Genomic DNA, 26054 nt, shown 5'->3' with positions numbered 1-26054 from the left:
TATGGGAAGGAGTGTCAGGAGATGATTATTACCTGGGATAATATCAGTGAGATAAATAGGCGTATTACAGAACGGGATTTGGCGTATAAGGTGCACTTGAGTGATGCCTGCGGCGGGCAGAGCATGTGGATTGAATCGATGGATAAAGATAATCGGTTTGATAACCTGGATGTTTTGAATGGGTTGATCCAGAATTATTTTACCGAGATTCATGCCGATGTTGAGTTTAGTTGGGATAAGAAATCGTTCTGGTCAAAGGATCGTTCCCTGGTATTTTAAACAGCATATTAAACCGTGACTTGGTGGGATCGGCCCACTTAAATACAACACCCAAAAAAGGAGCTTTTCAGCCCCCTGTTTATGGTGTTGTTATTTTTTGATGTACTTATTCACCAGGCGATAAGCTGTCGTCTGGCTTAACCCCAGAGAATCGGCCAGGTCATTGATGTTGCCGTAGATCTCAAAATAATCTTCAATCAGTCCCCGTTTGTAATTCTCAACCAGGTCATCAAAAATGACCTGTCTTTTTTTAATTCCCTCATTAGCGAAAAAGGAACTCAGTTGTTCGGGCAGTTTATCAATACCGATAACACTGCCAAGACTCATTACTGCCATCTGCTCCACGGCGTTTTTCAATTGCCGGACATTTCCCGGCCAGTCGTATTGAATCAGAGATTCGATTACCGGATTTGAGAAAACCTTATTCTGATTATATTTTTTATTGTATTCCTTCAAATAATACTGGGCAATCGGAAAAATATCGTCCCGCCGTTCCCGAAGTGAGGGGATGGTTTGGGTGATGCCGTTAATTCGCCAGTAGAGATCTTCCCGGAAGCTGTTTTTAGCGACCAGATCCTCTAAATTCTTGTTGGTGGCGGTGACAATCCGGGTATTGACGGTTTTGGATTCCAAGCCACCAACTGAGGTGAAGCGCTTATTTTCCAAAAAATCCAACAGTTTAACCTGGATATTGGGCTGCAATTCGCCGATTTCATCGAGAAAGAGGGTGCCGTTATCAGCCATTTCCACCAGGCCCTTTTTTCCTTTGGGACTGGCACCGGTGAAGGCATAGGGGACATAGCCGAAGAGCTCGCTTTCAATCAGGTTATCGGGAATGGAAGCGCAGTTTATCGAAATAAACGGGTTGGCTTTCCGGGGGCTGCAATCATGAATAAACTTGGCCACCAGACTCTTACCAACCCCGCTTTCACCCAATAACAGAATCGGGATGTCGGATTTGGCCGCTTTCTTCAGTTTATGCAGGGTCTGGTAGAGAATGTAGCTGCGGCCAACAATGTTGTTGCTGGCCTTGGTTCGCTCCTCACGGGAACCTTTGTGCGCTTTTAGTTCGTCATCTTCATCGGTTTCTTTTTCCGGATTCAGATAATCCAGGTCAAACTCCACAAACGACTCCCGTTTTAAGGTGTTGTAAACCAGCATCACCAACTCGTGATCGGGATTATAAAGCGGGGTAGTGATGGTGATGTGTTCCTCATCGGTAAGCAGGGATCGCTGGCGGGAGATGATGGTATGTTTTTTTTTGATGGCAGTTGCCGTCGAAGGGGGAGTCCAGAAGCCCTGAAAAGAGGTTAAGAAATTTAACTTCCACATTTTTTCGGCAGAAATGCCATGGTATTCCAGACAGGCCGGATTGGCATAGAGAACCTTGCCATCCTTATCAGTAACGGTTACTTCAATAAAACTATTCTCCAGAATGTCCAGAAAAAATTCGCTGGAAAGGGTTTTCAGATACGCCTGATATTCCGGACTGTGATTAAATGCATTGGTAATCATTATTTACGTATCACATATTCTAAGATATGTTCTCCTTATTATTTAGTGCGATTTCATCATGCCGTGAAAGTACAGCCTGATAAAAATCGTTTTCATCGATGAACTGATGATAAATCAAAATCGTCTGTTATTCAAGTGAAAAAGAAAATTATCGGGATTTTTCAAAAATGAAAAATAAACGGGTCGCTTTTCATTTCTGAAAAAAAGAATTTGTTACGAATGGTCAAAAATGGCTATAAATAGAATATAAGGTATTTTGCTGTTTTGGCACGATAATTGCGATACATATTGGCAGATCAAACACGACATCTCGTAAATATATGAGAAAGGAGAAAAAAGATAGTGAATCGATACGACTACGAGAAAGAAAAACAGAAGCCATCGCATAAGACCAGATGATTAGAGGAGAAGGGCAATTTGTTTTTTGTTTGTGAGTTTCGCAATTATTAAGTTTTATTTTAGAAGGAGTACAAAATGTTTAGATTTACTACAGATCAATTTGTTTACGACATTAATGGCACCAAAATTGGTGGACAACCGGGTGAGTATCCGACGGTTTTAATTGGCAGTATTTTTTATCGGGGCCATAAAATTATAAAAGATGCAGAAAAAGGGATTTTTGATGAAGATGCAGCGAAAGGCTTACTGGATACCGAAGCCGAATTGTCAGCAGAAACCGGTAATCCCAGAATTGTTGATGTTCTTGGCGATACCGAGGTGGCATTGACCAAACATGTCGAGTTTGTATTAAAGAATACATCTTCACCAATTTTACTGGATAGTCCCAGTCCGGAAGTTCGAATGGATACCCTTAAACACTTTGCTAAAGATGAAGCTGCCATGAGCAGAATTATTTATAATTCGCTGGAAGAAAGCTGCACCGAAGAAGAATTGGAAGTGTTAAAAGAGTGTGGTGTTAAAACAGCTGTTATTCTGGCCTTTAGTAAGAAAAGTCTGCAACCGGCAAAACGGGTAAAATTGCTGGTTGGGGATGAAAAACATGAAGGCCTATTGACCAAAGCGAAACGGGCAGGGGTCGAACAATTCCTGATTGATCCCGGCGTGCTCGATGTTGCCAGCAGCAGTTGGACAGCGATGGCGATTCGCGATATCAAGGAACAATATGGTTTACCAGGTGGCTGTGCAGCGTCAAATGCTTTATACCTCTGGAAAAAAATGCGATCCAAAGGAAGCCCATATTTTGAAGCGGCAGGGGCCTCAGTATTTACTTTCCCAGTTACTCATGGTGCTGATTTCATTCTTTATGGACCAATGGCAAATGCAGGCTGGGTATATCAGGCAACTGCGACAACCGATGCCATGATGGCTTATTGCAACAAAATTACCGGCACCAAACTGGGTACTTTGGAAACACCACTAATGAAAATATTCTAAAAAAATTCTAAAAACAAATTTAGAAGGAGGATTACGTGTGATGGAAGAAAAAAAACCAGCTGCCAAGATGAAGGATAAAACCGTATTCTATGTTTCAGCGGGGATTGCATTAGTATTTGTATTATTAAGCTTGCTTTTTACTGAAGGCACAAGCGCTGTTTTTAATCAGCTGTTTGCAATCATTACAACGAATTTTGGATGGTTATATTTAGTTGCGGTGGGGATTTTTATCGTTTTTGCCATCGGTTTAGTGGTCAGTCCCTTTGGAAAAATCAAACTGGGAAAAGATGACGACAAACCGGAGTTTTCGAATTTTCAATGGTTTTCGATGCTGTTCGGAGGCGGAATGGGGATTGGTCTGGTTTTCTGGTCGGTGTCAGAACCGATCATGCATTATCTGACCCCGCCAATGGGTGAAGGCGGAACGCAGGCGGCTCAGGAGCTGGCGATGCGAATCGTTTTCTTTCACTGGGGATTACACCCCTGGGTCATTTTTGCCATCGGTGGTTTAGGTCTGGCTTATTTCCAATTCAGAAAAGGCATGCCATTTCTGATCAGTTCGGCCTTTTATCCCTTGATTGGTGATAAGGTAAAAGGGCCGATTGGTAAAACAATTGATATTCTGGCTGTTTTTGCCACTATTTTTGGGGTCGCAACCAGCCTTGGTTTTGGATCAAGCCAGATTGCTACTGGACTTAACTACATCTGGGGCATTGAAGCGACACCAATGACCATTTCGATTATCATTGCAATTATGACAGCCATCTTTACATTGGCGACTGTTTCCGGTTTGCATAAAGCCATGCAGTTGGCGGCAGATATTAAAATCTGGCTATCAATCGCCTTTATGGTGTTTATCTTTGTTTTTGGTGGCAGTGTTTACATTTTAAATAATTTTACCAATTCATTGGGCGCCTACCTGCAAAACCTGGTGGGACAAACCTTCTGGATGGGAAATGTTGAATGGGTTAACGGCTGGACCGTCTTCTATTGGGCATGGTGGATTGCCTGGGCACCGTTTGTAGGACAGTTTGTCGCCCGGGTTTCGAAAGGCCGTACGATCAGAGAATTTGTTATTGCTGTATCCCTTCTGCCTTCCGGTTTTTCACTGATTTGGATTGCCATTTATGGTGGTGCCGCCTTTAATCTAAACGCAATAAGCAATGGTGCCATTGAAGCTGCCGTTGGCGCAGATTATACGACTGGACTCTATGCACTGCTGCAACAGCTGCCAGCATATGGGATCACCTCAATTCTGGCGATCTTCCTGATTGTTGTCTGTTTTGTTGGCGCAGCCAATTCAGCCACTTACGTGTTGGCAATGCTGACTTCCGGCGGCGATATGGATCCGGATAAAAAGCTTCGCGGCGGTTGGGGGATTGCCCAGGGTCTCATTACCATCGTGCTGATTCTGGTTGGTGGAACATCAGCATTAAAAGTTTTACAAACCGCTTCAATTGTTGCCGCCTTCCCTTATATGCTGGTTATGCTGGTCATGTGCGTCAGTATATTAAAAGCCCTGAAAGCCGACTACAATGAAAGCCAGGGACTGATAAACAGTAAAGAGTTAAACAACATTGGCAGTGCACAGCAGGCTGTGGAAGGTCAAGAATAAATAAAGAAAGAGGTATTTTAGATGTTACCAAAATTTGATGTATTAACGGATGAACAAATTAATAAGATTCACAAGAACAGTATGAGAATTCTAAAGGAAATTGGGATTGAGTTTTCGTATGATCCGGTCATCGAAATTTTCAAAAAACATGGTCAACGGGTCGAAGGACACCGCGTTTTTCTGGAACCGGACTTTGTCGAAGAAATGGTTGAAAAGGCCCCAGCTCAGTTTACCCTGCATGCCCGTAATCCTGAACACAATCTGGTTTGTGGCGATGGTAATACCATTTACATGCCTGGTTATGGCGCTCCCTTTATTTATGATGCAGATGGTGGTAAACGCGATGCGACCATGGCCGACTATGATAATTTTGTAAAACTGGCTGGTGCCAGCAAAAATATCCATATGACCGGCGGGACAGTTGTTGAACCGACTGATGTGCCCGATGACATCCGTCATCTTAAAATGGCTTACAGCCATATCACCAATTCGGACAAGTGCTTTATGGGTAGCTCATCTGGCTATGAATTTGCCAGAGACTCCATCGAGATGACCGCCATTCTTCATGGGGGACTGGATGTGATCAAAGAAAAACCGGCTCTGATCTGCCTGATCAACTCGGTGACACCGCTTAAATATGACGATCGAATGCTGGGTGGTTTAATGGCCTACGCTGAAACGGGACAGCCAATGGTTATTGCTTCATTGGTAATGGCCGGATCAACCGGACCAGCTACCATGGCAGGGGCGCTATCATTACAGAATGCGGAAGTTCTGGCAGGAATTACCCTGGCTCAGTGTATCAACCCCGGGACTCCAGTTGTTTATGGATCAACTTCTACCGCCTCAGATATGTCAACCGGTTCATTATCAATTGGTAATCCGGAAAATGCCTTGTTCGCATCAGCCAGTGCCCAGTTATCACGGTTCTATGGTGTTCCGTGTCGTGGGGGCGGCGGTTTGAGTGATGCTAAAACCGTTGATGCCCAGGCCGGTTATGAATCGATGATGGTTCTCTTTGCAGCCAGCACCACCGGCGTCAACTTTGTGTTACATACAGCCGGGATTCTGCAATATTACATGGCCATGTCTTATGAAAAGTTCATGGTAGATGATGAAATCGCCGGTATGGTATTGCGCTACCTAAAAGGTTTTGATTGTGATAGCGATGAAAAAATGGCCTTTGACGTCATTAAGACTGTAGGACCAGGCGGACATTTCCTGACTCAGAAACATACGCGTAAGAATTTTAAAACCGAATTCTTCCGACCAGCCTTAAGTGACAGACAGTCATTTGATGCGTGGGCCAAAGATGGGTTGGATACCAACCAGCGAGCCAAAGCCCGATGGCAGGAAGTGTTGGCTAACTACACTGCACCAGAGCTGGATGCGGACGTGAAAGCTAAAATTGAAGCATTTATTGAAAAACGAACCAAAGAATTGATTAAATAACAATAATAAAGGTAAAAAGGAGAAGAATAATGAGTACAATTTTTGATGAAATTAAAGATGCAATTGTGGATGGTGATGAAGATTTAGCAGTTGAGCTGGCTGAACGAGTCATCGCTGAAAAAGTAGATCCGGTACAGGCCGTTCAGCTGGGCTTTATCGGAGGGATTGAAGAAGTTGGTAAAGCCTGGACAAACGGCGAAGCGTTCCTACCGGATGTTATGATGGCGGCAGATGCCATGAAAGCCGGGATGGATGTCCTGGAAGAAGTGCTGGCTGCCGGTGAAGGTGATGGCGGTTATGAAGATAAGGGTAAAATTGTTCTGGGAACCGTTGAAGGGGACATTCATGACATCGGTAAGAACATTGTCGGGGCCCTGCTGACCTCGGCTGGCTTTAAAGTTTACGATATCGGGATCGATCAGAAAGCCGAAGAATTTGTGGCTAAAGCGGACGAAGTGGGAGCAAAAATTATCGCTGCCAGCGCCCTGCTGACCACCACCATGAAATCGCAAAAAACATTGGTTGAGTACCTCAATGATAATAATCTTCGTGATAAGTACAAAATTATTATCGGCGGTGGCCCGACCAGTGCTAAATGGGGCGAAGATATTGGGGCTGATGGCTGGGCCGAAACAGCTGATGAAGCGGTTGAACTGTGTAAACAATTATTAGCCTAGATTATTCTTAAAAACTATGATAAAATAATTTAACATTGCCGAAACAGGTGCCAGAATGATTTTAATTTTGGCACCTTTCTGGCATCAAAAGGAAGTGAACAAGATGGTATTCTACGTTTCAATTATACTCATTCTGTTGTTTCTCATTTTTGGCTTTTTATTCCCGGAGCAATTATTGGGCGCTACCAGTCAGTTGTTTGGAATAATCACCAATGATCTGGGTTGGTTTTACCTGGCAACGGTGCTGGGGATTCTGACTTTTTCGCTTTTTCTGGCCTTTAGCCGCTTTGGGAAAATCCGTTTGGGAGATGACGATGCCCGTCCTGAGTACTCCAACTTTTCCTGGTTTGCCATGCTCTTTAGCGCTGGGATGGGAATTGGACTGGTTTTCTGGGGCGTCGCCGAGCCGGTTTTTCATTATGCCCAACCGCCGATGGGGATCGAACCGTCTTCAAATCAGTCGGCGATGATGGCGTTTCGCTATACTTTTTTGCATTGGGGACTTCATCCCTGGGCGATTTATGCGATTGTTGGTCTGGCCCTGGCCTACGTCACTTTCCGTAAAAAAATGCCCTGCCTGATCAGTTCCACCCTCTACCCCCTCTTAGGTGAAAAAAGTAAGGGGCCGATTGGTCATGTAATCGATATCCTGGCGCTGATATTAACCGTCATCGGGGTGGCAACGTCTCTGGGAATGGGCGCCCTGCAGGTTAACGGCGGTTTAAATACCTTATTCAATATACCCAACAATATTACCACCCAGGTTGTTATTATTATTGTGATCACCATTATGTTTTTGATTTCAGCAACCACCGGCCTGGACAAGGGAATAAAAATACTCAGCAACACCAATATCATTATTGCCGTGTTGCTTTTGCTGTTTGTTTTTATCTTTGGCCCCACCGTGTTTATTCTTGATACTTTTTTTGTCAGTCTCAGCGGCTATCTGCAGAACCTGCTGCCCATGAGTCTGGCCTTATCACCCTTTGAAAAAGATCCCTGGATTGGTACCTGGACAATTTTTTATTGGGCCTGGTGGCTGTCCTGGGGCCCCTTTGTGGGAACCTTTATCGCCAGAATATCGAAGGGTCGGACAGTGAAAGAATTTGTCCTGGGCGTCATTATTCTACCAGCGATTTTTTGCTGTATCTGGTTTACGGTTTTTGGCGGAACGGCCTTGTATTTTGAAATTTTTGACGGAGTTGATTTAGTCTCCAAAGTGACGAGTGATGTGACAATCGGCTTGTTTGCGACCCTGGCCCATTTGCCGCTGGGGAGCATAATCTCCGTTGTGGCAACAATTCTGATTATTACTTTTTTTGTGACCTCTGCCGACTCCGCCACCTTTGTCATCGGGATGTTTTCCCGAAATGGTGATTTAAATCCGGACACCCGCATTAAAATTATCTGGGGGACGTTGCTCTCCCTGATGGCGATCGTTCTGCTCTTTAGTGGTGGCCTGGTTGCCATGCGAAATACCTCAATCATTATGGCCCTGCCGTTTTTACTGATTATTATCATGATGTGTGTGGCCATCTACAAGGCATTTTCCAGCGAGGAAAACAATTAAATTGTGTCCCGAAACGATCAATGATCGGATGAAATAATCAAATAAAAGGGGAAGAAGGTAATCGGAGATGGAAGAAAGAAGTAACCAGAAAAGAAAGTCGATTAAAGTAAAACTGCTGTTTGTGCCGCTGATCTGCGTGCTTATCGGGGTTCTGATGATTGGGGCAATTTCATCGTTTTTGACCCGGGAGAGCTTACTGGCGGAGATGCGGGAAAATGGTTTTTCGTCATCCCAGCGTTTTGTCAGTCGGATCGAGGATAATACCGAAGCTGTTAAAACCATGAATGAAATGCTGGAGGCGCAGCTTCGCAGTGTCGGAAATATTATTTTTGCCAACCGTGATCGGGTCAACGACGAATACTTAACCCAGTTATCCCAGCAAACCGGGATTAATCCCATTTACCTCTATAATCCGGCAGGAACCATTTTTACGGCCGCCTATGGTGAATATCTGGGCTGGACTGTACCGGCAGATCATCCCATCCATGAGTTTATGGTCAGCGGGGCTCCGGAACTGATGGAAGAAATCCGGGCCGACAGCGAAACGGGAAACTTATTTAAGTATGGTTATGTGAGGAGCAATACCGGCGAATTTGTGCAGGCTGGGGTATCAGCCGATCGGGTGCTGGAACTGACCGAAAAATTCGGCTACCAGGCGTTGATTGATGAATTGGTAGCGGATGAAAACATTGTTTATGCCAGTTTTATTGATAAAGATTTAGTCGGGGTGGCAGACAGCAACAAAGACAATATAGGCAAAAGCTATCAGGATGATGAAGTTATAAAAACGGTCGCTCTTGATGGTGAAATGATTGCGCAGGAATTATTTAATGAAACGGAAAACGCCAATGTTTATAATGTGGTATATCCGGTTGTCATCAATGGCGAACTCCAGGGGGCCTTGAACATCGGTTATTCCATGGCCAGTGTTCAAGCCGCCATCACCAAAAATATTCTGTTAATCGCCCTGGCGGGATTGTTTGTCTTTCTGATCTTGGGATTTATTTTATACAAACTGTCGACATCCATCACAAAACCGATTGCCAGTGTCAACCATATGATTAAAGAAATGGGTAAGGGGCATCTGGGGATTCGCCTGAATCTGGAATCCGAGGATGAAATTGGCGAAATGGCGATGGCCATGGATGAGTTTGCCGATGATCTTCAGAACGTCGTGATTGGCACCATGAACCAGATCTCAGCTGGGGATGTGTCGGCTGATCTGGAAGAAAAAGATGATCTGGATGAAATCACCCCAGCCCTGAAACAAACCATTAAGACGATTCGCGACTTGATCGTCGAGGCAACCCGATTGTCTCAGGCAGCTGTGGCGGGAAAATTGGAAACCAGAGGCAATGCCGAAGCATTTGCCGGGGGCTTTCGGGATATTGTAAAAGGGGTGAATGCCACCCTGGATGCGGTTGTAGGACCCTTAAACATTGCTGCTGAATATGTCAACCGTATTGGTCAGGGTGAAATTCCCGAAAAAATCAATAAAGCATATCAGGGTGATTTTGATAAGCTGAAACAAAGCATCAACGCCTGCATTGAGGGACTGGGAGCACTTCAGGAGGGCAACCGGATCCTGGGATTGATGAGCCAGAATGATCTCAGTCAAAAAATTGAGAGTCAATACCTGGGGATTTATGGTGAGATCGGAAATGGCATTAATGCCGTTCATGATCAGCTGGTTCGAATTGTTGCGATTGCCAACCATATTGAGGCCGGTGAACTCAGTGACTTACAGCAACTAAAAGCCATCGGTAAACGAAGTGATAAGGATACCCTGATACCGAGTCTGATTGGAATGATGGAGAACATTGTTCTACTGGTGGCTGAAACTCAAAAAATGGCGGTCACTGCCGTTAAGGGAGATCTGAGTTTTAGAGGGGATCAGACAAAATTTAACGGGGAGTACGAAAAAGTCATTGCTGGCTTTAACCAGACCCTGGATGCCGTGATTCATCCCATCAACGAGGCCTCCGAAACGCTCAAAGAATTGGCAGCCGGAAATCTCAATACTCAAATGAGCGGCGATTATCAGGGCGACCATGCCATCATTAAAGAAGCGATGAATCAGACCATTGCGAATCTGAAACGTTATGTCGATGAAATTGCCATTACGCTGGCAGAAATGAGCCGGGGAAATCTGGATCAGGAGATCACCTCCACCTATTCCGGGGATTTTCTGGTGATTAAGGAAGCCCTAAATGGCATCAGTGCCAGCTTGAGTAGCACCATGTCCGATATCGATGTGGCTGCTGCCCAGGTGGAGATTGGCGCCCGACAGATTTCTGATGGTGGTCAGGCGCTGGCCCAGGGAACCACCGAGCAGGCCAGCTCGATCCAGGAACTGACTGCCTCCATCGAAGAAGTGGCTGGTGAAACCAAACAAAACGCCAGCCGGGCTAATGAGGCCAACGAGCTGGCGGTGCGAGTTCGTAAAAATGCCGAGGTGGGGAATGGACAGATGAGCAAAATGATCTCGGCTATGGGTGACATTGATGAATCATCAAACAATATTTCAAAAATCATCAAGGTTATTGATGATATTGCCTTCCAGACCAATATCCTGGCCTTGAATGCGGCCGTCGAAGCGGCCCGGGCCGGACAACATGGCAAAGGCTTTGCGGTTGTTGCCGAAGAAGTCAGAACTCTGGCAGCCCGCAGTGCCGAAGCTGCCAAGGAAACCACCGGACTGATTGAAGGTTCGATGGAACGGGTCGAGGTTGGGACAAGGATTGCTGATGAAACGGCGGAAAGCCTGCGAGAAATATTAAATGAAATTGAGAAGGTAACCGGCCTGGTGGGCAATATTGCCCAGGCGTCCAATGATCAGGCCTCAGAAATTGCCCAGATCACGCAGGGGATCGAACAGGTTTCTCAGGTGGTGCAAACCAATTCGGCAACAGCAGAAGAAAGTGCTGCCGCCAGTGAAGAATTAACCGGTCAGGCCGAAATGCTTAAGGCCATGGTTGGAGCCTTTAAGCTTAAGGAACAGTCCCAGCGCCAAAAAGAAAACACCGCTCCGATTAATAACCGTGCTAAAGTAGAGTCGAATCAGCCCCAGATTATACTGGATGCGATGGAAATGGATAAGTACTAAGCGGTGAAAATCAACATTGGTCTGTAATTAGCCTGCAAACTGTTATTGGGAATGGTTGCTTGACGATGTTAACCGAAATAGTTTAAAAATTAAAAAAACCGAGAGCCGCACGTAAAAGTGCGGTTCTCGGTTTTTTAGGTGGCATCAAAATAAAGCGGAGACAAGCTTATAATTTAGCCAACAATTCCTGCTTTTTCTGATTGAACTCTTCCTCGCTGATAATGCCTTTTTCTTTTAAACCGGCCAGTTTTTCGATCATCGCAATCGGGTCTTCGGCTGTAGGCTCGGTGGTTTCGGTTTGGCCTGGTTCAGTTGGGGCCTGCTCTGGGGCTGCTGCAGTGGCAGCGTCTGGCTTATGGGACTGATAAATCTGGATGACCCGCTCGGCTTCCCGGGCATAAAGGATGCTGATGGTTTCGATGGCATCAATGGTTTTGATCTCGGTGTCATTGGGGTTCATGCCCAGGGTCAGTGACAAGTCCAGAAAAGAAACCGTACTGGGCTGGGTGGTCAGTGACACGATCTGGTCGTAGGGAAAACTTTTTTTGGAACTTGATTCCCGATCATAAAGAACAATTTTTTGGCTGGTGCAGGTGATGAACTTTTTGGCAACCAGGCTACCCAGTCCCCAGGCAAAATAGACCAGCTTTTCCTCCGGTTCCAGAAAACCCGCAACAATTTCCCGGGTCGTGGGATCGAGCTTGGCAGTGATGAAGGCATCAATCTGATTGTCATCAATCACAAAATCGTTACTGCCCAGGCGCTTTAAGTATTCTGTCAGGGTGAGGATGTCGATGGTTTTAATTTCTTCCACTGGAGTGGTGATCAAGGTGATGCCGTTAACCAACAGGGTGCAGTGGGCATCGCCCTGATTGATGGCAATGCAAAAGAGTTTGTCCCGGGGGATTGAGCCCACCGCAAAAAAGGACGGGTTTTCAGGGAAAAGAATTTTAAAGTAAAGGTTACTGGTGGTCAGTAGCAGGGTCTGTCCCTTGCCATCTTTAAATTGAGCCAGAAATTTTTCCGCAGTGGTATAACTGGGGAAGGTTTTGGTTACATTTTTCAAGGCTTTTTCTTCATCGGGGTACAGACTGATTTTTGTTGATACCGGACTGTTGACAGGCATTAACAGTTTCTCGCTAAAATTTCTGGTAAAGCTGAGTAGCGCATCATCGTCGGCATTGATCAGGGGTCGGGCCGGAACATCTGCCGGATTGACAAGTTGTTCCACCAGGGTATCGGTATAGCTTTTAATCCGTTGATCCATTTCTGCTCTTAACCGTTCCTGTTCTTCTTTTTTAAGGGCTAAATCAGTTTGGATTGAATCAATACTTTCCTTGGCCAGATCGGTAACATCTTTAAATAGATCTTTTAATCCCATGAGTGATCTCCTTCTTCCTTATAAAAAGCTAATTTTATTTTACCTGTGAAGGAGCAAAATAGCAAATTAAAAGAGCCGACTGAATTTTTCTTTAAGATAAATTCAGTCGGCTGATAAGGTATTAATTCAGAGAAAGTGGATTAGCCTTTTAAAATTGACAGGGCTTCTTCGCGACCACATTCCATCAGGTACGGAATCCTGGTAACTTTGGCACATTCTTCCGTTAGGGACATCAGTTCGTTGCGGGTGATGCTGTCGGTATTGAAGCATCGGGCACCAGCCATTAACTGCTGTAATCCAACCCGGATTTTGTCGGAGTAGCTGTAGATCCCAATGGCGCCCAGAGGAATGTTTTTAATTTCTTTGGCACCGACGATTTCTTTGACAGCTTCGTAGCAGACAAAAATTTCTTCTGCTGTGGAGCCGAATTCGCTGATTGTTTTGGGCAGGTTGTTTTCTTTCATCCATTGTTCGATGTTTTTACCAACCATTCCCGGAATCATCAGGGCCCGGCCCATACAAACGGCTTTGACATAAGGTGCACCCAGGGCCAATGCTTTGAAAACACCGTCTTCACTGCTGAATCCGCCAGCAAAAGCCAGATCAGGAACCCGTTCGCCCTGAGCTTCCAGAATTTGAGCAAATTCAACTGCGGCTGAATGCAGGTAAATAGAAGGCATACCCCATTCTTCCATCATTCGCCAGGGGCTCATTCCGGTTCCGCCGGGAGCGCCGTCGATGGTTAACAAATCAATTTTAGCTTTTGAAGACCATTTGATTGCCATTGCCAGTTCTCTTAAACCGTAAGCGCCGGTTTTTAAAGTAATTCGTTTATAACCTAAAGCTCTTAAACGCTCAACTTCGGCCATAAAGCTTTCTTCGCTGATAAAGCCCAAACGGCTGTGGCGTTCAAACTCGTGAATTGCACCGTCATTAAAGGCCGCCTGAATCACGGGATCCATGGGATCCGGGGTGACAATGTAACCACGTCGCTGCAGCTCCATAGCCCGCTCAATGGTATTAACCTTGATTTCACCACCGATACATTTAGCACCCTGGCCCCATTTCAGCTCGATGGTTTCAATCTGGTGTTTGTTGATGATGTACTCAGCAACACCCAGACGGGTATCTTCGACGTTCATCTGAATCAGGATTTCACCCTTGCCAGTATGATATTTTTTATAGGCTTCGATTCGGCGATCCATATCGGGCGCTTCAATAACCATATTGTTTTTATCAAGAACCAGACGTGGGTCAATCCCACAGACGTTTTCACCACAGACGATGGTCACGCCGGATACCGCCGCACCCACAGCAAAATGATCCCAGTTTTTCCGGGCGATTTCAGTTGATCCCAAAGCACCAGTAAAGATCGGTACATTCATGGCCACTTTAGAGTCCCAACCATAGGCACATTCAGTGCTGACGTTGGGGAATCGGGTATTGTCGGGTGTCCCCACTTCGCCGTTGGGTAAGCCTTTGGCACCCAGGGCATAACCCTGAATATTTAAATGAGAATAATCGACCGGATAATCCTTATCACCACCGGCGGTGACATCGCCGAAGGGACCTGGATAAATCAGCTCCCGGCCTCGGAAAGTGGCCTTGAAAACTTCGCAATTTCCGCGACAGCCGTCCACACAGCGTGAACAGAGTCCAGAGCATGGGACAACACTTTTGGATCGGTTGAAAGTACCTGTGGCATCATTGCCATTCGGTTGTTGAAGATTCATAAATTTTCCCCCTTGAAAATTAGTTTTATCTTTATCAGACAGCAGGCATAACGTAACGGTTGTTATCGCCATTGAAAACAACCCTATCCGGATGACTTGATAAAAAAACTTACTTTACCATTATAAATCAAACGGGAATAAAGTCAATAGAGTACACCTTATTACGAATGATAACGTGAACAATTGCGATGATTTGCCAGTACCCTCTCAATGATTGGAATAAAAAACGAAAACGACCAGAAAGTAATTTGTAAAGCTTCCCGATGTTTTCGTTATGAATCAATTATAAAGAAGGTTAAATATAAACTTTTTCATCAATAATTTCGGTATTGAGGACAATACTCAGGTTGCCATTACGGCAGCGTAATTTATCAATAAATTCTTTCTGATTGACATCGTCCTTCAGGCAGATGCAATAGATGATTTCAAATAAGGCGCCAAAATCGCTGGTTTTGACCCGCTGTATTTTATGACTGACGGTATAGTGTTTAAGAATGTCATCAAAACAATCCTGAAAGTCAATATCTTCAGGGATCGTGATTTTTAACTGCATGTTCTTGACCTTGGGTTTGCCATATTTGGTGATGTTAAGGATGACCATAACGGTACAGAGAATCACGGCAAAGATGGCGCCATAGAGGATATAGCCCATGCCACAGGCGAGGCCGACGGCCAGGGTAAAGAATACATAGGAAATATCAATGGGGTCGCCAGGGGCACTACGAAAGCGGATCAGGCTGAAGGCGCCAGCCAGACTGAAGGCCCGGGCAACATTGTTGCCGACTAACAGAATGATAATGGCAATAATCATCGGTAGCATAATCAGGGTAACCACAAAACCAGGGGAATACCCGTCTTTGCCCCGGGTGCGGGTATAGACAAAGCTGATAAACAAGCCCATGGCCAGTGCTGCAAAAATAACGCTTAGAGCCGTTTGGATGGTCAGGGTTTCTGTCAGGGTAGTAGAAAAAAGTGATTCAATCATGTAAGCCTCCTTTTAGTTATTAACACAGGGTGTCAATTGATTGGCGGTATAAATGGGTAGCGGAATCAGCTTACCGATACTCTGTTTGCGATAATCCTGATAGGCTTTTCCGTATTTTGAAAAACTGCTGCTGTAAACATCAAGCTCGGTTAAAGCGTGAGTCAGCCAGAGAGGGATGGCCCCAAGGATCTTAATCTCCATCAAGTATTGATCGGCGGGGATGAGCAAATTGCCAAAATCACCTTTTTCCAGAGAGAGACAATGCTGGCGGCTTTTTAAGTTGTAGTCAAAGGTCACCCGGAGTTCGGGGTCGTTTTTTCCGACAAAGGCAATCCGTTCATAGCCGATGTAGGCTTTGGGGGTGACCGGATGATTTTTCAGGAAATACTCAATCTCCTCCAACACCAGTTGATTCATGGTGTTGATTTCCCGGGGGTATTGGAGCTTTGAAATAAAACGGGAAGCTTCGTTGAGACTGAGGGTAGCCCGCCGTTTATTAACAACCCCACCGATTTTCTTTTTCAGCTCCAGAAAAACCTGATCTTCCGGGGAGTTGGGAATGGAATAACTTCTCAGACGGAGTTTTTCTTTGTAATAGGGCTTGGAAAGAGAGTGACGGATAATGTCGTAGTTATCGGTATCATAATAAATATTGTAAATGGAATAGCTGCCATTTTGGGATGTGTAGGCGTCGGGTTTCATCTGCGTCAGCAGAACTGGCATCAGCTGTTTGAGCTTAGTTTCATTCAATTGATATTTATTTTCATAGCGTTTAAATGTTTTGGTGATCATGGTATTACCTCCGTAACGTTTATAGTTATTTCTCTGCGTTATCGCTGCTTTTCTAAAGTATACGCCAGCAGTTTGTTAAGCGTTTGTTAACTTTGTGTTTTTTTTGTGAACGTTCTGAAAATAAAAAAAGACACACCAAAGGTGCATCTTCAAGGTTGTCGATATACTACCGTACCGACCAATTGTTAATCTGTTGTTCGCTGCGGAATCGGACAGGCGATGCCATGTCCGCTCCGATGCGTACAACATGATGTAACAATTGTCGGTACTGGGGGAGCTTCTTTCGGGGTTAAATTTTAAGGGTAAACCAGAAAACCGAGCCTTCATTGAGTTTGGAGGTGACGCCGTAATCACCATGGTGCATATCCAGAATCGATTTGACGATCGACAGGCCCAGACCGGTGCCGGTGACGGCCCGTTTGTGGGTTTTATCGACTTTGTAATAGCGATCCCAGATGTAGGGGAGGTCTTCTTCGGCGATCCCTTCGCCGGTATCGGCCACTTCTATTTTAACCCAGTCGGCCAGATTGTCAGCAGGATTGGGAAAAATGGTTTGGGTGACGGTAATTTTTTTGTCAACCCCGGTATAGTTGATGGCATTGGTCAGCAGGTTATAAAAGGCCTGGGAGATGCGGGTTTCATCGGCTACGAGATTGACCTCCTGGTCGGCGATAAATTCGATGGTATAGCCTTCCATTTCCATTAGTTTGTTCATCCGGTTTATCGAGTCGCCGAGGCTGGTAGTCAAGTTGTAAGGTGCAGGATGAATGTTTAAATTGCCAGTTTGCAGCTTAGAGATATCCATTACATCGTTAACCAGGGTGGTTAAGCGTTTGGTTTCATCGACGATAATTTGAGCATTTTCAGCATTGTTTTCATCCGGTAAATCACGCATTGCTTCGGCATAGCCACTGATTAGGGTGAGCGGGGTGCGCAGATCGTGGGAGATATTGGCAATCAGCTCCTGACGCAGCAGCTCAACCTTGGAAAGTTCTCGGGCAGTGTAGTTAAGGGTATCCGAGAGCTCGGCAATTTCCTTATAGCCAGTGCCTTTGAACCGGGTGCTATAATCGCCGGTAGCCAGCATTTTGGCACTGTTATTGATGGCTTCGATGGGCCGGGAAATTAATCTGGCGATTACGAGAGCCAGGATTACTGAGAACAGAATCATGAAACCGGTAATATAATATAATTGTACCCGTAGTGTATTGACCGTCGCATTCACCGGAGAAATCATCGAGTTAAGCACCAGGGTTAATTCCTGATTGTTATTGTCTATGATGGTTTTAGAATAAATAAGCGTATCCTTTTCTTTTTCTTTTTCCTCGGCTGGCGGTTTGGTCTGAACGTCAGAGTTTTCAGAAAGCGCCGGATCTGAATCGGGAGCCGCTTCCGGTAGGGTCTCTTTATTATAGCCATCGTGGTTGTAGTACTGGAATAGTTCACCATTATTATCAGTGACTTCAGTATGTAGGGCTTTTTCATCAAATTCCGGTTTGCTGTGGATAATACAGCCTTTGACAACATGAGAAGAATAGATCGTTTCTCCGGAAGAGGATAACACTTTGATGCAAATATCATTGTTTTCTGAAACCGTCGAAATGATGGTTTCGATATTCTCATCATTAATGCTCTTTTCAATGGTGCTGGCGGTGGCCTTGATTTCATTGATTTTGATGCTTTTGTAAAAACTATTCAAAAAAACAACCTGAAAAAACCACAGCAGCATCAGCAATACACCGCAAAAGCCAAGCAGGAAGAGAAAGATTTTCCATTTGACGCTGATCTGAAGGGGGCTGTTTTTCTTTGGGGATGATGTCCTGGCTGTTTTCAATGGTCTAGCCTTCAAACCGGTAGCCCACGCCCCGGAGCGTGGTGATCAGGCTGGCATAGTCGCCAAGGCTTTTGCGGAGCAATTTAATGTGGGTATCGAGGGTTCGGTCATCCCCGTAAAAATCATAACCCCATACTTCGGTAATCAGTTTTTCCCGGGTCAGGGCAATGTTTTTGTTGCGGATCATATAAAAAATCAGGTCAAATTCCTTGGGCGACATGTCAATATTTTCGTTATCAATGAGGATTCTTCGGGCAGTAAAGTCAGCAGTCAGGCCGTCCTTCACAAAGATGTCGTGTTCCTGGGACTGGTCCCGGCCGGCTCGTTTCATAATGGCATCAATTCGCATCATCAATTCTTTCGGCGAAAAGGGCTTCACCACATAATCATCAATGCCCAATTCAAAACCGTGAATTTTATCGTATTCTTCGCCCCGGGCTGACAGCATCAATACCGGAATGTTCTGGTTTTTTCGAATTTCTTTGACAGCCGAAAAACCATCCAGTTCCGGCATCATAATATCCATAATAATAATGTCAAAGGTTTCTTTGCGGCACAGCTCCACCGCTTCCATGCCGTTGGCGGCCTCCACGGCCGTATGACCTTCGAAAATGGCATATTTTTTAATCAGTGCTCTGATTTTTTCTTCATCATCGGTTATTAATATCTTATACATCCTCTTCACCTCTTTTGCTCATTATAATATAAACAGAATAATATTGCTAAGTGTTTATTACGTGAACGGGCGCTGATTAATGGCTGAAAAATTTTCCTTGTGTGACATTATCACAGATACAAATTGGGAAAGAAGGTAAACTAGTCATAGCAAGAAGCGTTAAAATTTACACCAATAAATTATGCAAGGAAGGTATTATTATGTTAAACTTATTATTAAGAAAATCAGAATCACGGCATTCAGTTAAGAAAATATCCCCGGATCAAGCGAAGCAACAATTGGAGACCAATCAAGCAATTGTGCTGCTCGATGTCAGAGAAGCAGCTGAATATGCCAATGCGCATATTCCCGGCAGCATTAATCTGCCATTAAGTCAGGTTCAGCGGGTGGAAGAAATCATACCGGAAAAAAACACCACCGTCTTTGTTTATTGTTTAAGCGGTGGCAGATCCCAGGGGGCAGCCAGCCAGATGGTCAAAATGGGGTATCAGAACGTCTATAATCTGGGTGGCATCAATGGTTGGCGATATGAAACCGTCAGTGGAAGCCACTAAATAAAAACTTAAATGAGGTGGGTATGGGAGAACAAAAGATTAAGGCATTAACCAGGAAAGTATTTCTTAAACTGTCGCCACCGGGGAATGGCGACATTATCGGTGATCAGGAACGGATTCTTAGCGCATTGACCCAGGAATTTGGGACAGTGCGTTTTTCCCGTGGCCTGCTCAAAAAAGTATATCCGCTGTGCCGGGAGGCCAATTGGGAAATCACCCTGACCCTGGTAAATAGCGGGATAAGCTGGGAGCTGATACAACTGGAAGCTGGTGATCAGTGTGAACGGCATTTTGGGTTAGCAGTTGATCTGGGCAGCACCTCGGTCGCTATGAAATTGGTTGATTTGAATACCGGCAAGGTATTGGGCGAGGAGAGCAGCTTAAACCATCAGATCCAGTATGGTGATGATATTCTCAGTCGGATCTTTTATGCCAAGAATAAACCCGATCATCTCATCGCCGTCCAGCAGGCAACCGTCAATACCTTTAATGAACTGTTACAGCGGCTGGAAACAACCACTGGGATCACGGCTCAGGAATCCTTTATCATGGTTGTTTCCGGCAATACCACAATGATTCACTTTTTGTTGGGGATTGATCCCTGGCCGATTTTTGAGTATCCCTTTGCACCGGTGTTTAACCATACCGGGTATCTGGAGGCCCGGGAGCTGGGTATTAACGCCGGCGGTTATCTGTATTGTATGCCCTCGGTGGCTAACTATTTAGGTGGCGATACCGTCAGCGGCTTGCTGGTGGCTGGACTGCACGAGAAGGAAGAATTGGGTCTGTTTATTGATATTGGCACCAACGGCGAAATGGTGCTGGGTAATCGGCATTTTCTGGTAGCTGGCGCTGGGGCCGCCGGACCGGCACTGGAGGGCGGCATCAGCAAAAATGGCATGAAGGCCACCGCCGGTGCGGTGGATTCGGTTGTGATTGCCGAGAATGAGCTTGTTCTGACGACCATCGGCGGACACCGGCCGCTGGGCATTTGCGGATCAGGGATTGTTGATTTGATTGCCCAAATGCTGTTAAACGGTTGGATCGATTTTTCCGGCCGCTTTAATCCCGAAAAATCCCGGCGGATTGTCAGCCGTGATGGGGAATACGGGGTGCTCTACGCCAATCAGGATGAATCCGGAAATGGTCAAGAACTGCTGTTTACCCAACGGGATATGAGTCAGTTTATTGACACCAAGGCTGCCGCCAGCACGATGGTTGCTTATTTGCTGGAACGGTTGGGGGTGGCACCGATGGATGTTGAACGATTGTATGTGTCGGGTGCTTTTGGAACCTATATCAATCTGGAATCGGCCATTACCATCGGTCTTTACCCGGATTTACCCCGGGAACGCTTTGTGTTTTTGGGGAACAGTTCCCTGGAGGGCGCTTATGCTCTGTTGATCAATGGGGAAAAAATGGATGCTGTTGCGAGGCTCCAGGAACGGATCGAGTATCTGGAATTTGGTGCCGCCACCGACTTTATCTCCCGAATGTACGCCTCCCGATTTCTGCCGCATACTGATTTTGATCTCTATCCCACTGTTAAAGCGGCCCTGAGAAAACAGGGACGTTTGCGATAATTAAAAAACAGGCCACCCGGTAGTGGAAAGTTTCCATTGCCGGGCGGCCTTTATTTGGTTAAAAATTATTTTTGTTCAATCTCGGGCAGACTGTCGAAGCCTTTTTGGAGATCTTCATCGGTGGGAACATAGTCGGTCATGTTACCGGCATTATAGTTCATGTAAGCGGTCATATCAAAGTAGCCGGTTCCCGTTAAACCAAAGACGATCGTTTTCTTTTCGCCAGTCGCTTTACAGGCCAGGGCTTCATCGATGGCTGCTTTAATGGCATGGGAGGATTCCGGGGCGGGCAGAATTCCCTCAACCCGGGCAAACTGGGTGGCCGCTTCAAAGACTTCATTCTGGGTATAGGCTTTTGCCCGGATATAGCCGTCGTGATAAAGTTTGGAAATAATCGGGCTCATACCATGGTAACGCAGCCCACCAGCATGGTTGGGCGAAGGCATGAAGCCACTACCCAGGGTATACATCCGAATCAGTGGGGTGGTTTTCCCGGTGTCACCAAAATCCAGAGCATAACGGCCCCGGGTTAATGAAGGACAGGAAGCAGGCTCAACAGCAACGAAATCAATGTCATTCTTACCTTCAATTTTGTCAGCCATAAATGGCGCAATCAGTCCCAGTAAATTGGAACCGCCACCGGCACAGCCGATGATGATATCCGGTTTAATGTCATACTTGTCACAGGCAGCCTTGGTTTCTAAACCGATAATCGACTGGTGCAGACCGACATGGTTTAAGACACTGCCCAACACATACTTGCAGTTGTCGGTGGTGACGGCTACCTCAATGGCTTCGCTGATGGCACAGCCCAGCGAGCCGTTGGTGTCCGGGGTTTCTGCCAGAATTTTTCGTCCGGCGTTCGTGGTATCAGAAGGCGAAGCAATAACCTTGGCCCCATAGGTTTCCATGACGGCCCGACGATGGGGTTTCTGTTCGGCGGAAACCTTAACCATATAGACGGACAGATCCAGATTAAAGTAGGCACAGGCCATCGAAAGCGCCGTCCCCCACTGGCCAGCACCGGTTTCAGTGGTTAAGGAGGTGAGTCCCTGCTTTTTGGCATAATAGGCCTGAGCGGCGGCGGAGTTTAACTTATGCGATCCGGAGGTATTGGTGCCCTCATATTTATAGTAGATTTCAGCTGGGGTATCCAATTCTTTTTCCAGACAATAAGCCCGAACCAGCGGTGAAGGCCGGTACATTTTGTAGAAATCACGGATTTCTTCGGGGATTTCAATGTAGGCATCAGTGGTATTGAGTTCCTGATCAACCAGTTCTTCACAGAATACTGGCAGTAGTTCGTCTTTGGTGCAGTATTCACCAGTACCGGGATTGACAAAAGGCTCCGGCAGTTCTTTCATTTTGGCCCGAAGATTGAACCAGTATTTGGGCATCTCATCTTCACTTAAATAAATCTTATAAGGTATCTTTTCCATGGTATTTTCCTTTCTTACTGCGATTAACTCATTACAGACAGGGGGTCTGTAAATACAAAAAACTCGTCCTCTACTAAACGTAAAGGACGAGTATAACAACGACTCGTGGTGCCACCTTTTTTCGCAGGATCAAACCTGCCTCTGCAGAATACCAACATATTCCTCAACACTGACGTAGTTGTCACGTCATGGAATACTCGGCCTAAGCCTTTGACCATGCCCTCAGCGGTCCATTTGAAGGATTGCGTTCTGCAAGGCTCTCAGCTTACCTCGCTCTCTGTAAGGGCATTTTCCAACGTTATCTCCGCATCAACGGTTTATATTTATTTAATTAGATATATTCTAAATGAAAAATTAAGAAAAGTCAATCAGTAAATTCTAATCTTGACAATTATTCGGAAATGAAGTACAATCGATTTGTAAAGAAATTGTAACGAAACGGAGTTTCAATCTGTCGATTGAAATGGATAGGGAGGTTTTATGATAGAAAAAGCGAATAAAAGCCCGCATAAAAGAAAAAAGTCGATCTTAAAAATCGGGATGGCCAGCGTGATCATCACCTGTGTGGTGGGAACGGCTAGTTCCTTTGTTTTTGCCAAGGAGATCAAGGTAACCGTTGATGACCAGGAACGCGTGCTCAGCGGCGGGATGTTCCAGAATGTTGGTGAAGTGCTGGAGGATAACGGCATTGAACTGGGGGATCAATATACCGTCAATGTGGATACCAACTCGGTGCTGTTTACTGTTGATACTGTCGAAGTGAAGAGTAAAGCCAGTGGTGAATTGTCGTTCGATGGGAAAACCATTATTTATCAGTCTGAAGCAAAAACTGTCGGTGATTTACTGGGAGAGTATCATATAGAACTGGGCGACCTGGATCGGGTGGTCCCGGGACAATCAACCGCATTGGAAGATGTAAAAGAGGTCAAGGTTATCCGGGTTCAGATAGACGAACTGCCAAGCCGACAGGTGATTACCTATACAACCCAGAACAAAGATAATCCAGAGATGGAAGTAGGTAAAACAAAGGTGGTTCAGGTTGGTGTTGATGGTGAATCGAGCCAGGTTGAGCGGGTTCTATACGAGAATGGGGTGGAAGTCAAACGGGAAGTGATTTATGATGAGATTGTCACAGCCCCAATTCCCGAAATTGTCGAAGTAGGAACAAAGGCAGCTGCGGCGACTCCCGCTCCGGTGGTGGAAACGCCAGCAGTGGCAGAAGCACCAGCAGCAGTGGAAACACCGGTGACGGAACCGCCTGTGACTCAGACACCAGTGGTTCAGCCGCCAGCGGCGACACCGTCAACTGCCACGAATACCATTCCTGAAGGGGCGGTAAAAATGACGATCCAGTGTACGGCTTATACAGCAACCGGAAATGCCACGGCATCAGGGGTGATGCCAACAGCCAATCACACCGTAGCAGCCTGGAGTGGTCTGCCTTTTGGAACCAAGATCTATATCCCAGCCATGGGCACTACCTATACAGTGGAAGACCGGGGTGGGGCAGTGACTGAAGGAATCGTTGATATTTATATGGATTCCTATGACGCCTGTATTCAGTTTGGTCGTCAGAATCTGGAAGCCTATATCGTTTATTAATTAAAAGGGATATGTCATGGTATATCCCGGACTGTCAAAAAAGCTAACCCAGTACCGACAATTGTGTATCATGTTGTACGCATCGGAGCGGACACGGCAGAGCCTGTCCGATTCCGCAGCGGACAACAGATTAACAATTGGTCGGTACGGTAGTTTAGCGACAACCTCGGATATGCCACGGCATATCCTTTTTTAGTTCATCATTTTGGGGAATTAAAAAAGCAGAAGCCGATCACACGGTTTCTGCTTTATTTTTTTAGATGTCTGAGAACCTGGGCACGGTAGTCAAAGGGATTTGCGATATCCCGGGTGTAGGGAATCGAAGCGATGTTGAGCGTCACTTCAGGTTCAATGCTTTCATAATCCAAAATCAGGGTATTAAAAGCATCGGTGATTTCCTGATTGATCAGCAATTGATTTTTGACCGATGTGTTTTCCATCAGAATGCTGAAAACACTGCCATCAAGGATATAAATCAGGTGCGTGCTGTAGCAATGGGTTTTGATGATCTTTAAGGTTTTATAGAGAATTTCATCCCAAAGTCTTGGGCCATTCATGGTTTTGAGTTCATCCAGATGGCGAATCGTGATCATTTCCAGAGTCAGGATGGTTTCGCCCCGGGAAGCCCGTTCCATGGCATATTTCAGATCCTTGTAATAAGCTTTTTCAATGGTCAGTCCGGGACTTTCTTCCAGATTATCATAGGAAGCAAGCTGCTGTTCGAGATTTTTTTTAAAACGGAACAATTCTCGTATCTTTCGGATTAACAAGGCACTGCTCAATAATACCATCGGGATTACAAGCAGCCAACCAACCTGATAGAATTCAAAAGGAATCTCCAGGTAGAAAACAGAAATTAGTGACAGAACCACATAACTGCAAAGGAGTAGAATCATAAAAAAGATACTGGCTCCATACGGCATGGCGATGGTAAAGATCAGACAGGTGAACAAAATAAATACGACACAATAATCAATGAAAGTAAACTCGGAAGCGGTGAAAATCAGAAAAGTACCAAAAACCATTAATCCCATAAAGAAAAAAACAAGCGGCGGAACCATGTCGGTTAGGCTGGGCTTTTTGAGGGTGGATTGGTTTACTTTTTTTTCAGATTTAATCTTTTTTTCTTTGCTCGTTTTCGCTTGAGTCGTTTCAGTTTTCTTGGGAAGGGGTGGTGGTTTTTTATGAGCTGGCGTTTCGGTTGCTAAAACGGGTTGTTCTGGAGCGATTGGTTGGGTAAATTCCGGTTCGGGCGTCTGGGTAGGCATTTGGGCATCCAAAACAGATCCAGCAGGAGGTGATGCATGCTCAGTTTCCGAAAATCTGGCATTGAGAATGGCATCGACAGTATTTGGCTGCGGTAGCTCGGTTGTGGTTGGCTCCACGGATGCCTTGGGGATCGCAGTTGTCCGTTCCGATTCGAAAGCGTATGGTGTGGTGCGACCCAGTATTTTTGACAGGGTGGGCAGTTCGTCATCATCCTCGATTTCCCCAATGGGTGTCGAAAAGCCACCCGTTGGTTTAGGGGGGGGGGATGGATTCGTAAGGTGTTCACCATCAAAGGCCAGTCTGTTGGTACGTGTTTCAAAAGGACGGGAATTGAGTACGGCCTGATCGAGAGCGTCATCATCTGAAATATCCACCCCGGAAAGAAAATGTTCTCCGGGGTGGTAGGGATTCTGGATGGATGCTTCAAAAACATCGGAGCTGACTTCACGGGAAATGAAACCGTCATCAGTCAGCGAAGCAAGCTTCGCATCAATTCGTATTTCACATTCCTGAATGGTGGCATCCAGAAGCTGTTTCTTTTCGAGAATAATATCCAATTTGTTGGGTTGGATTTTGTCATTATTCATAAGTATCCAT

At 45.6% G+C, this 26054-nt stretch carries 19 protein-coding genes; 10 read left to right on the top strand and 9 right to left on the bottom strand.

Going from position 1 to position 26054, the window contains the following annotated elements; all coding sequences use genetic code 11:
• Window positions 1–21 precede the first annotated feature (21 nt).
• Complete coding sequence (locus ACWI_RS04540) at window positions 22–279, top strand: RDAC family protein (protein ID WP_070370243.1); 258 nt, start codon at window positions 22–24, stop codon at window positions 277–279.
• Window positions 280–369: 90 nt separating this feature from the next.
• Here the strand turns inward: ACWI_RS04540 and ACWI_RS04535 are convergent, their stop codons facing one another.
• Window positions 370–1794 (bottom strand): sigma-54 interaction domain-containing protein, encoded by a 1425-nt coding sequence (locus tag ACWI_RS04535; protein ID WP_070370242.1) that lies wholly within the window; start codon window positions 1792–1794, stop codon window positions 370–372.
• A gap of 474 nt (window positions 1795–2268) precedes the next feature.
• Between ACWI_RS04535 and mtgA the strand changes: the two genes are divergently transcribed.
• From mtgA to ACWI_RS04505, 6 genes are all read left to right on the top strand, one after another.
• The gene (mtgA, locus tag ACWI_RS04530) at window positions 2269–3189 is read left to right on the top strand and encodes a [methyl-Co(III) glycine betaine-specific corrinoid protein]--tetrahydrofolate methyltransferase MtgA (RefSeq protein WP_070370241.1); all 921 of its coding nucleotides are present in this window, start codon (window positions 2269–2271) and stop codon (window positions 3187–3189) included.
• A gap of 40 nt (window positions 3190–3229) precedes the next feature.
• Window positions 3230–4804 (top strand): glycine betaine uptake BCCT transporter, encoded by a 1575-nt coding sequence (locus tag ACWI_RS04525; protein ID WP_070370240.1) that lies wholly within the window; start codon window positions 3230–3232, stop codon window positions 4802–4804.
• 21 nt (window positions 4805–4825) lie between these two features.
• Window positions 4826–6256, top strand: a complete 1431-nt coding sequence (gene mtgB / locus ACWI_RS04520; protein WP_070370239.1) for a glycine betaine--corrinoid protein methyltransferase — start codon at window positions 4826–4828, stop codon at window positions 6254–6256.
• Window positions 6257–6285: 29 nt separating this feature from the next.
• Window positions 6286–6933 carry a glycine betaine-specific corrinoid protein MtgC gene (mtgC, locus tag ACWI_RS04515; RefSeq protein WP_070370238.1) on the top strand — a complete coding sequence of 216 codons (648 nt, stop codon included), beginning with the start codon at window positions 6286–6288 and terminating at the stop codon, window positions 6931–6933.
• Window positions 6934–6988: 55 nt separating this feature from the next.
• Window positions 6989–8503 (top strand): glycine betaine uptake BCCT transporter, encoded by a 1515-nt coding sequence (locus ACWI_RS04510; RefSeq protein ID WP_278278278.1) that lies wholly within the window; start codon window positions 6989–6991, stop codon window positions 8501–8503.
• 67 nt (window positions 8504–8570) lie between these two features.
• Window positions 8571–11609: a methyl-accepting chemotaxis protein gene (locus ACWI_RS04505; RefSeq protein WP_070370236.1), complete on the top strand. Its 3039-nt coding sequence runs from the start codon at window positions 8571–8573 to the stop codon at window positions 11607–11609.
• Between the two features lie 166 nt (window positions 11610–11775).
• Here the strand turns inward: ACWI_RS04505 and ACWI_RS04500 are convergent, their stop codons facing one another.
• From ACWI_RS04500 to ACWI_RS04475, 6 genes are all read right to left on the bottom strand, one after another.
• Complete coding sequence (locus tag ACWI_RS04500; protein ID WP_070370235.1) at window positions 11776–12990, bottom strand: SHOCT domain-containing protein; 1215 nt, start codon at window positions 12988–12990, stop codon at window positions 11776–11778.
• Window positions 12991–13130: 140 nt separating this feature from the next.
• Complete coding sequence (locus ACWI_RS04495; RefSeq protein WP_070370234.1) at window positions 13131–14723, bottom strand: FMN-binding glutamate synthase family protein; 1593 nt, start codon at window positions 14721–14723, stop codon at window positions 13131–13133.
• Window positions 14724–15018: 295 nt separating this feature from the next.
• Window positions 15019–15708: a DUF4956 domain-containing protein gene (locus ACWI_RS04490; protein WP_070370233.1), complete on the bottom strand. Its 690-nt coding sequence runs from the start codon at window positions 15706–15708 to the stop codon at window positions 15019–15021.
• Between the two features lie 12 nt (window positions 15709–15720).
• Window positions 15721–16500, bottom strand: coding sequence for a polyphosphate polymerase domain-containing protein (locus tag ACWI_RS04485; protein WP_070370232.1), 780 nt, complete (start codon window positions 16498–16500; stop codon window positions 15721–15723).
• A 289-nt stretch (window positions 16501–16789) separates the two neighbouring features.
• Entirely contained in the window at window positions 16790–18334 is a 1545-nt protein-coding gene (locus ACWI_RS04480) for a sensor histidine kinase (protein ID WP_070370231.1), read from the bottom strand.
• A 4-nt stretch (window positions 18335–18338) separates the two neighbouring features.
• The gene (locus ACWI_RS04475) at window positions 18339–19010 is read right to left on the bottom strand and encodes a response regulator transcription factor (RefSeq protein ID WP_070370230.1); all 672 of its coding nucleotides are present in this window, start codon (window positions 19008–19010) and stop codon (window positions 18339–18341) included.
• A gap of 200 nt (window positions 19011–19210) precedes the next feature.
• Here ACWI_RS04475 and ACWI_RS04470 point away from each other — a divergent pair, with 200 nt between their 5' ends.
• Window positions 19211–19564: a rhodanese-like domain-containing protein gene (locus ACWI_RS04470; RefSeq protein WP_070370229.1), complete on the top strand. Its 354-nt coding sequence runs from the start codon at window positions 19211–19213 to the stop codon at window positions 19562–19564.
• Window positions 19565–19587: 23 nt separating this feature from the next.
• Entirely contained in the window at window positions 19588–21147 is a 1560-nt protein-coding gene (locus ACWI_RS04465; RefSeq protein ID WP_084633491.1) for an ASKHA domain-containing protein, read from the top strand.
• Between the two features lie 65 nt (window positions 21148–21212).
• Here ACWI_RS04465 and ACWI_RS04460 read toward each other — a convergent pair whose 3' ends face one another.
• Window positions 21213–22586: a TrpB-like pyridoxal phosphate-dependent enzyme gene (locus ACWI_RS04460; protein WP_070370228.1), complete on the bottom strand. Its 1374-nt coding sequence runs from the start codon at window positions 22584–22586 to the stop codon at window positions 21213–21215.
• A gap of 480 nt (window positions 22587–23066) precedes the next feature.
• Here ACWI_RS04460 and ACWI_RS04455 point away from each other — a divergent pair, with 480 nt between their 5' ends.
• Window positions 23067–24188 (top strand): 3D domain-containing protein, encoded by a 1122-nt coding sequence (locus ACWI_RS04455; protein WP_070370227.1) that lies wholly within the window; start codon window positions 23067–23069, stop codon window positions 24186–24188.
• Window positions 24189–24436: 248 nt separating this feature from the next.
• On the opposite strand, the gene ACWI_RS04450 is transcribed toward ACWI_RS04455, so the two are convergent.
• Window positions 24437–26044, bottom strand: a complete 1608-nt coding sequence (locus ACWI_RS04450) for a GGDEF domain-containing protein (protein WP_070370226.1) — start codon at window positions 26042–26044, stop codon at window positions 24437–24439.
• Between the last annotated feature and the right edge of the window lie 10 nt (window positions 26045–26054).

This window comes from Acetobacterium wieringae (assembly GCF_001766835.1).
GTDB classification, from domain to species: Bacteria; Bacillota; Clostridia; order Eubacteriales; family Eubacteriaceae; genus Acetobacterium; species Acetobacterium wieringae.
The sequence above is the reverse complement of the archived record's forward strand: the minus strand, read 5'-3'. Positions and strand labels throughout refer to the sequence as shown.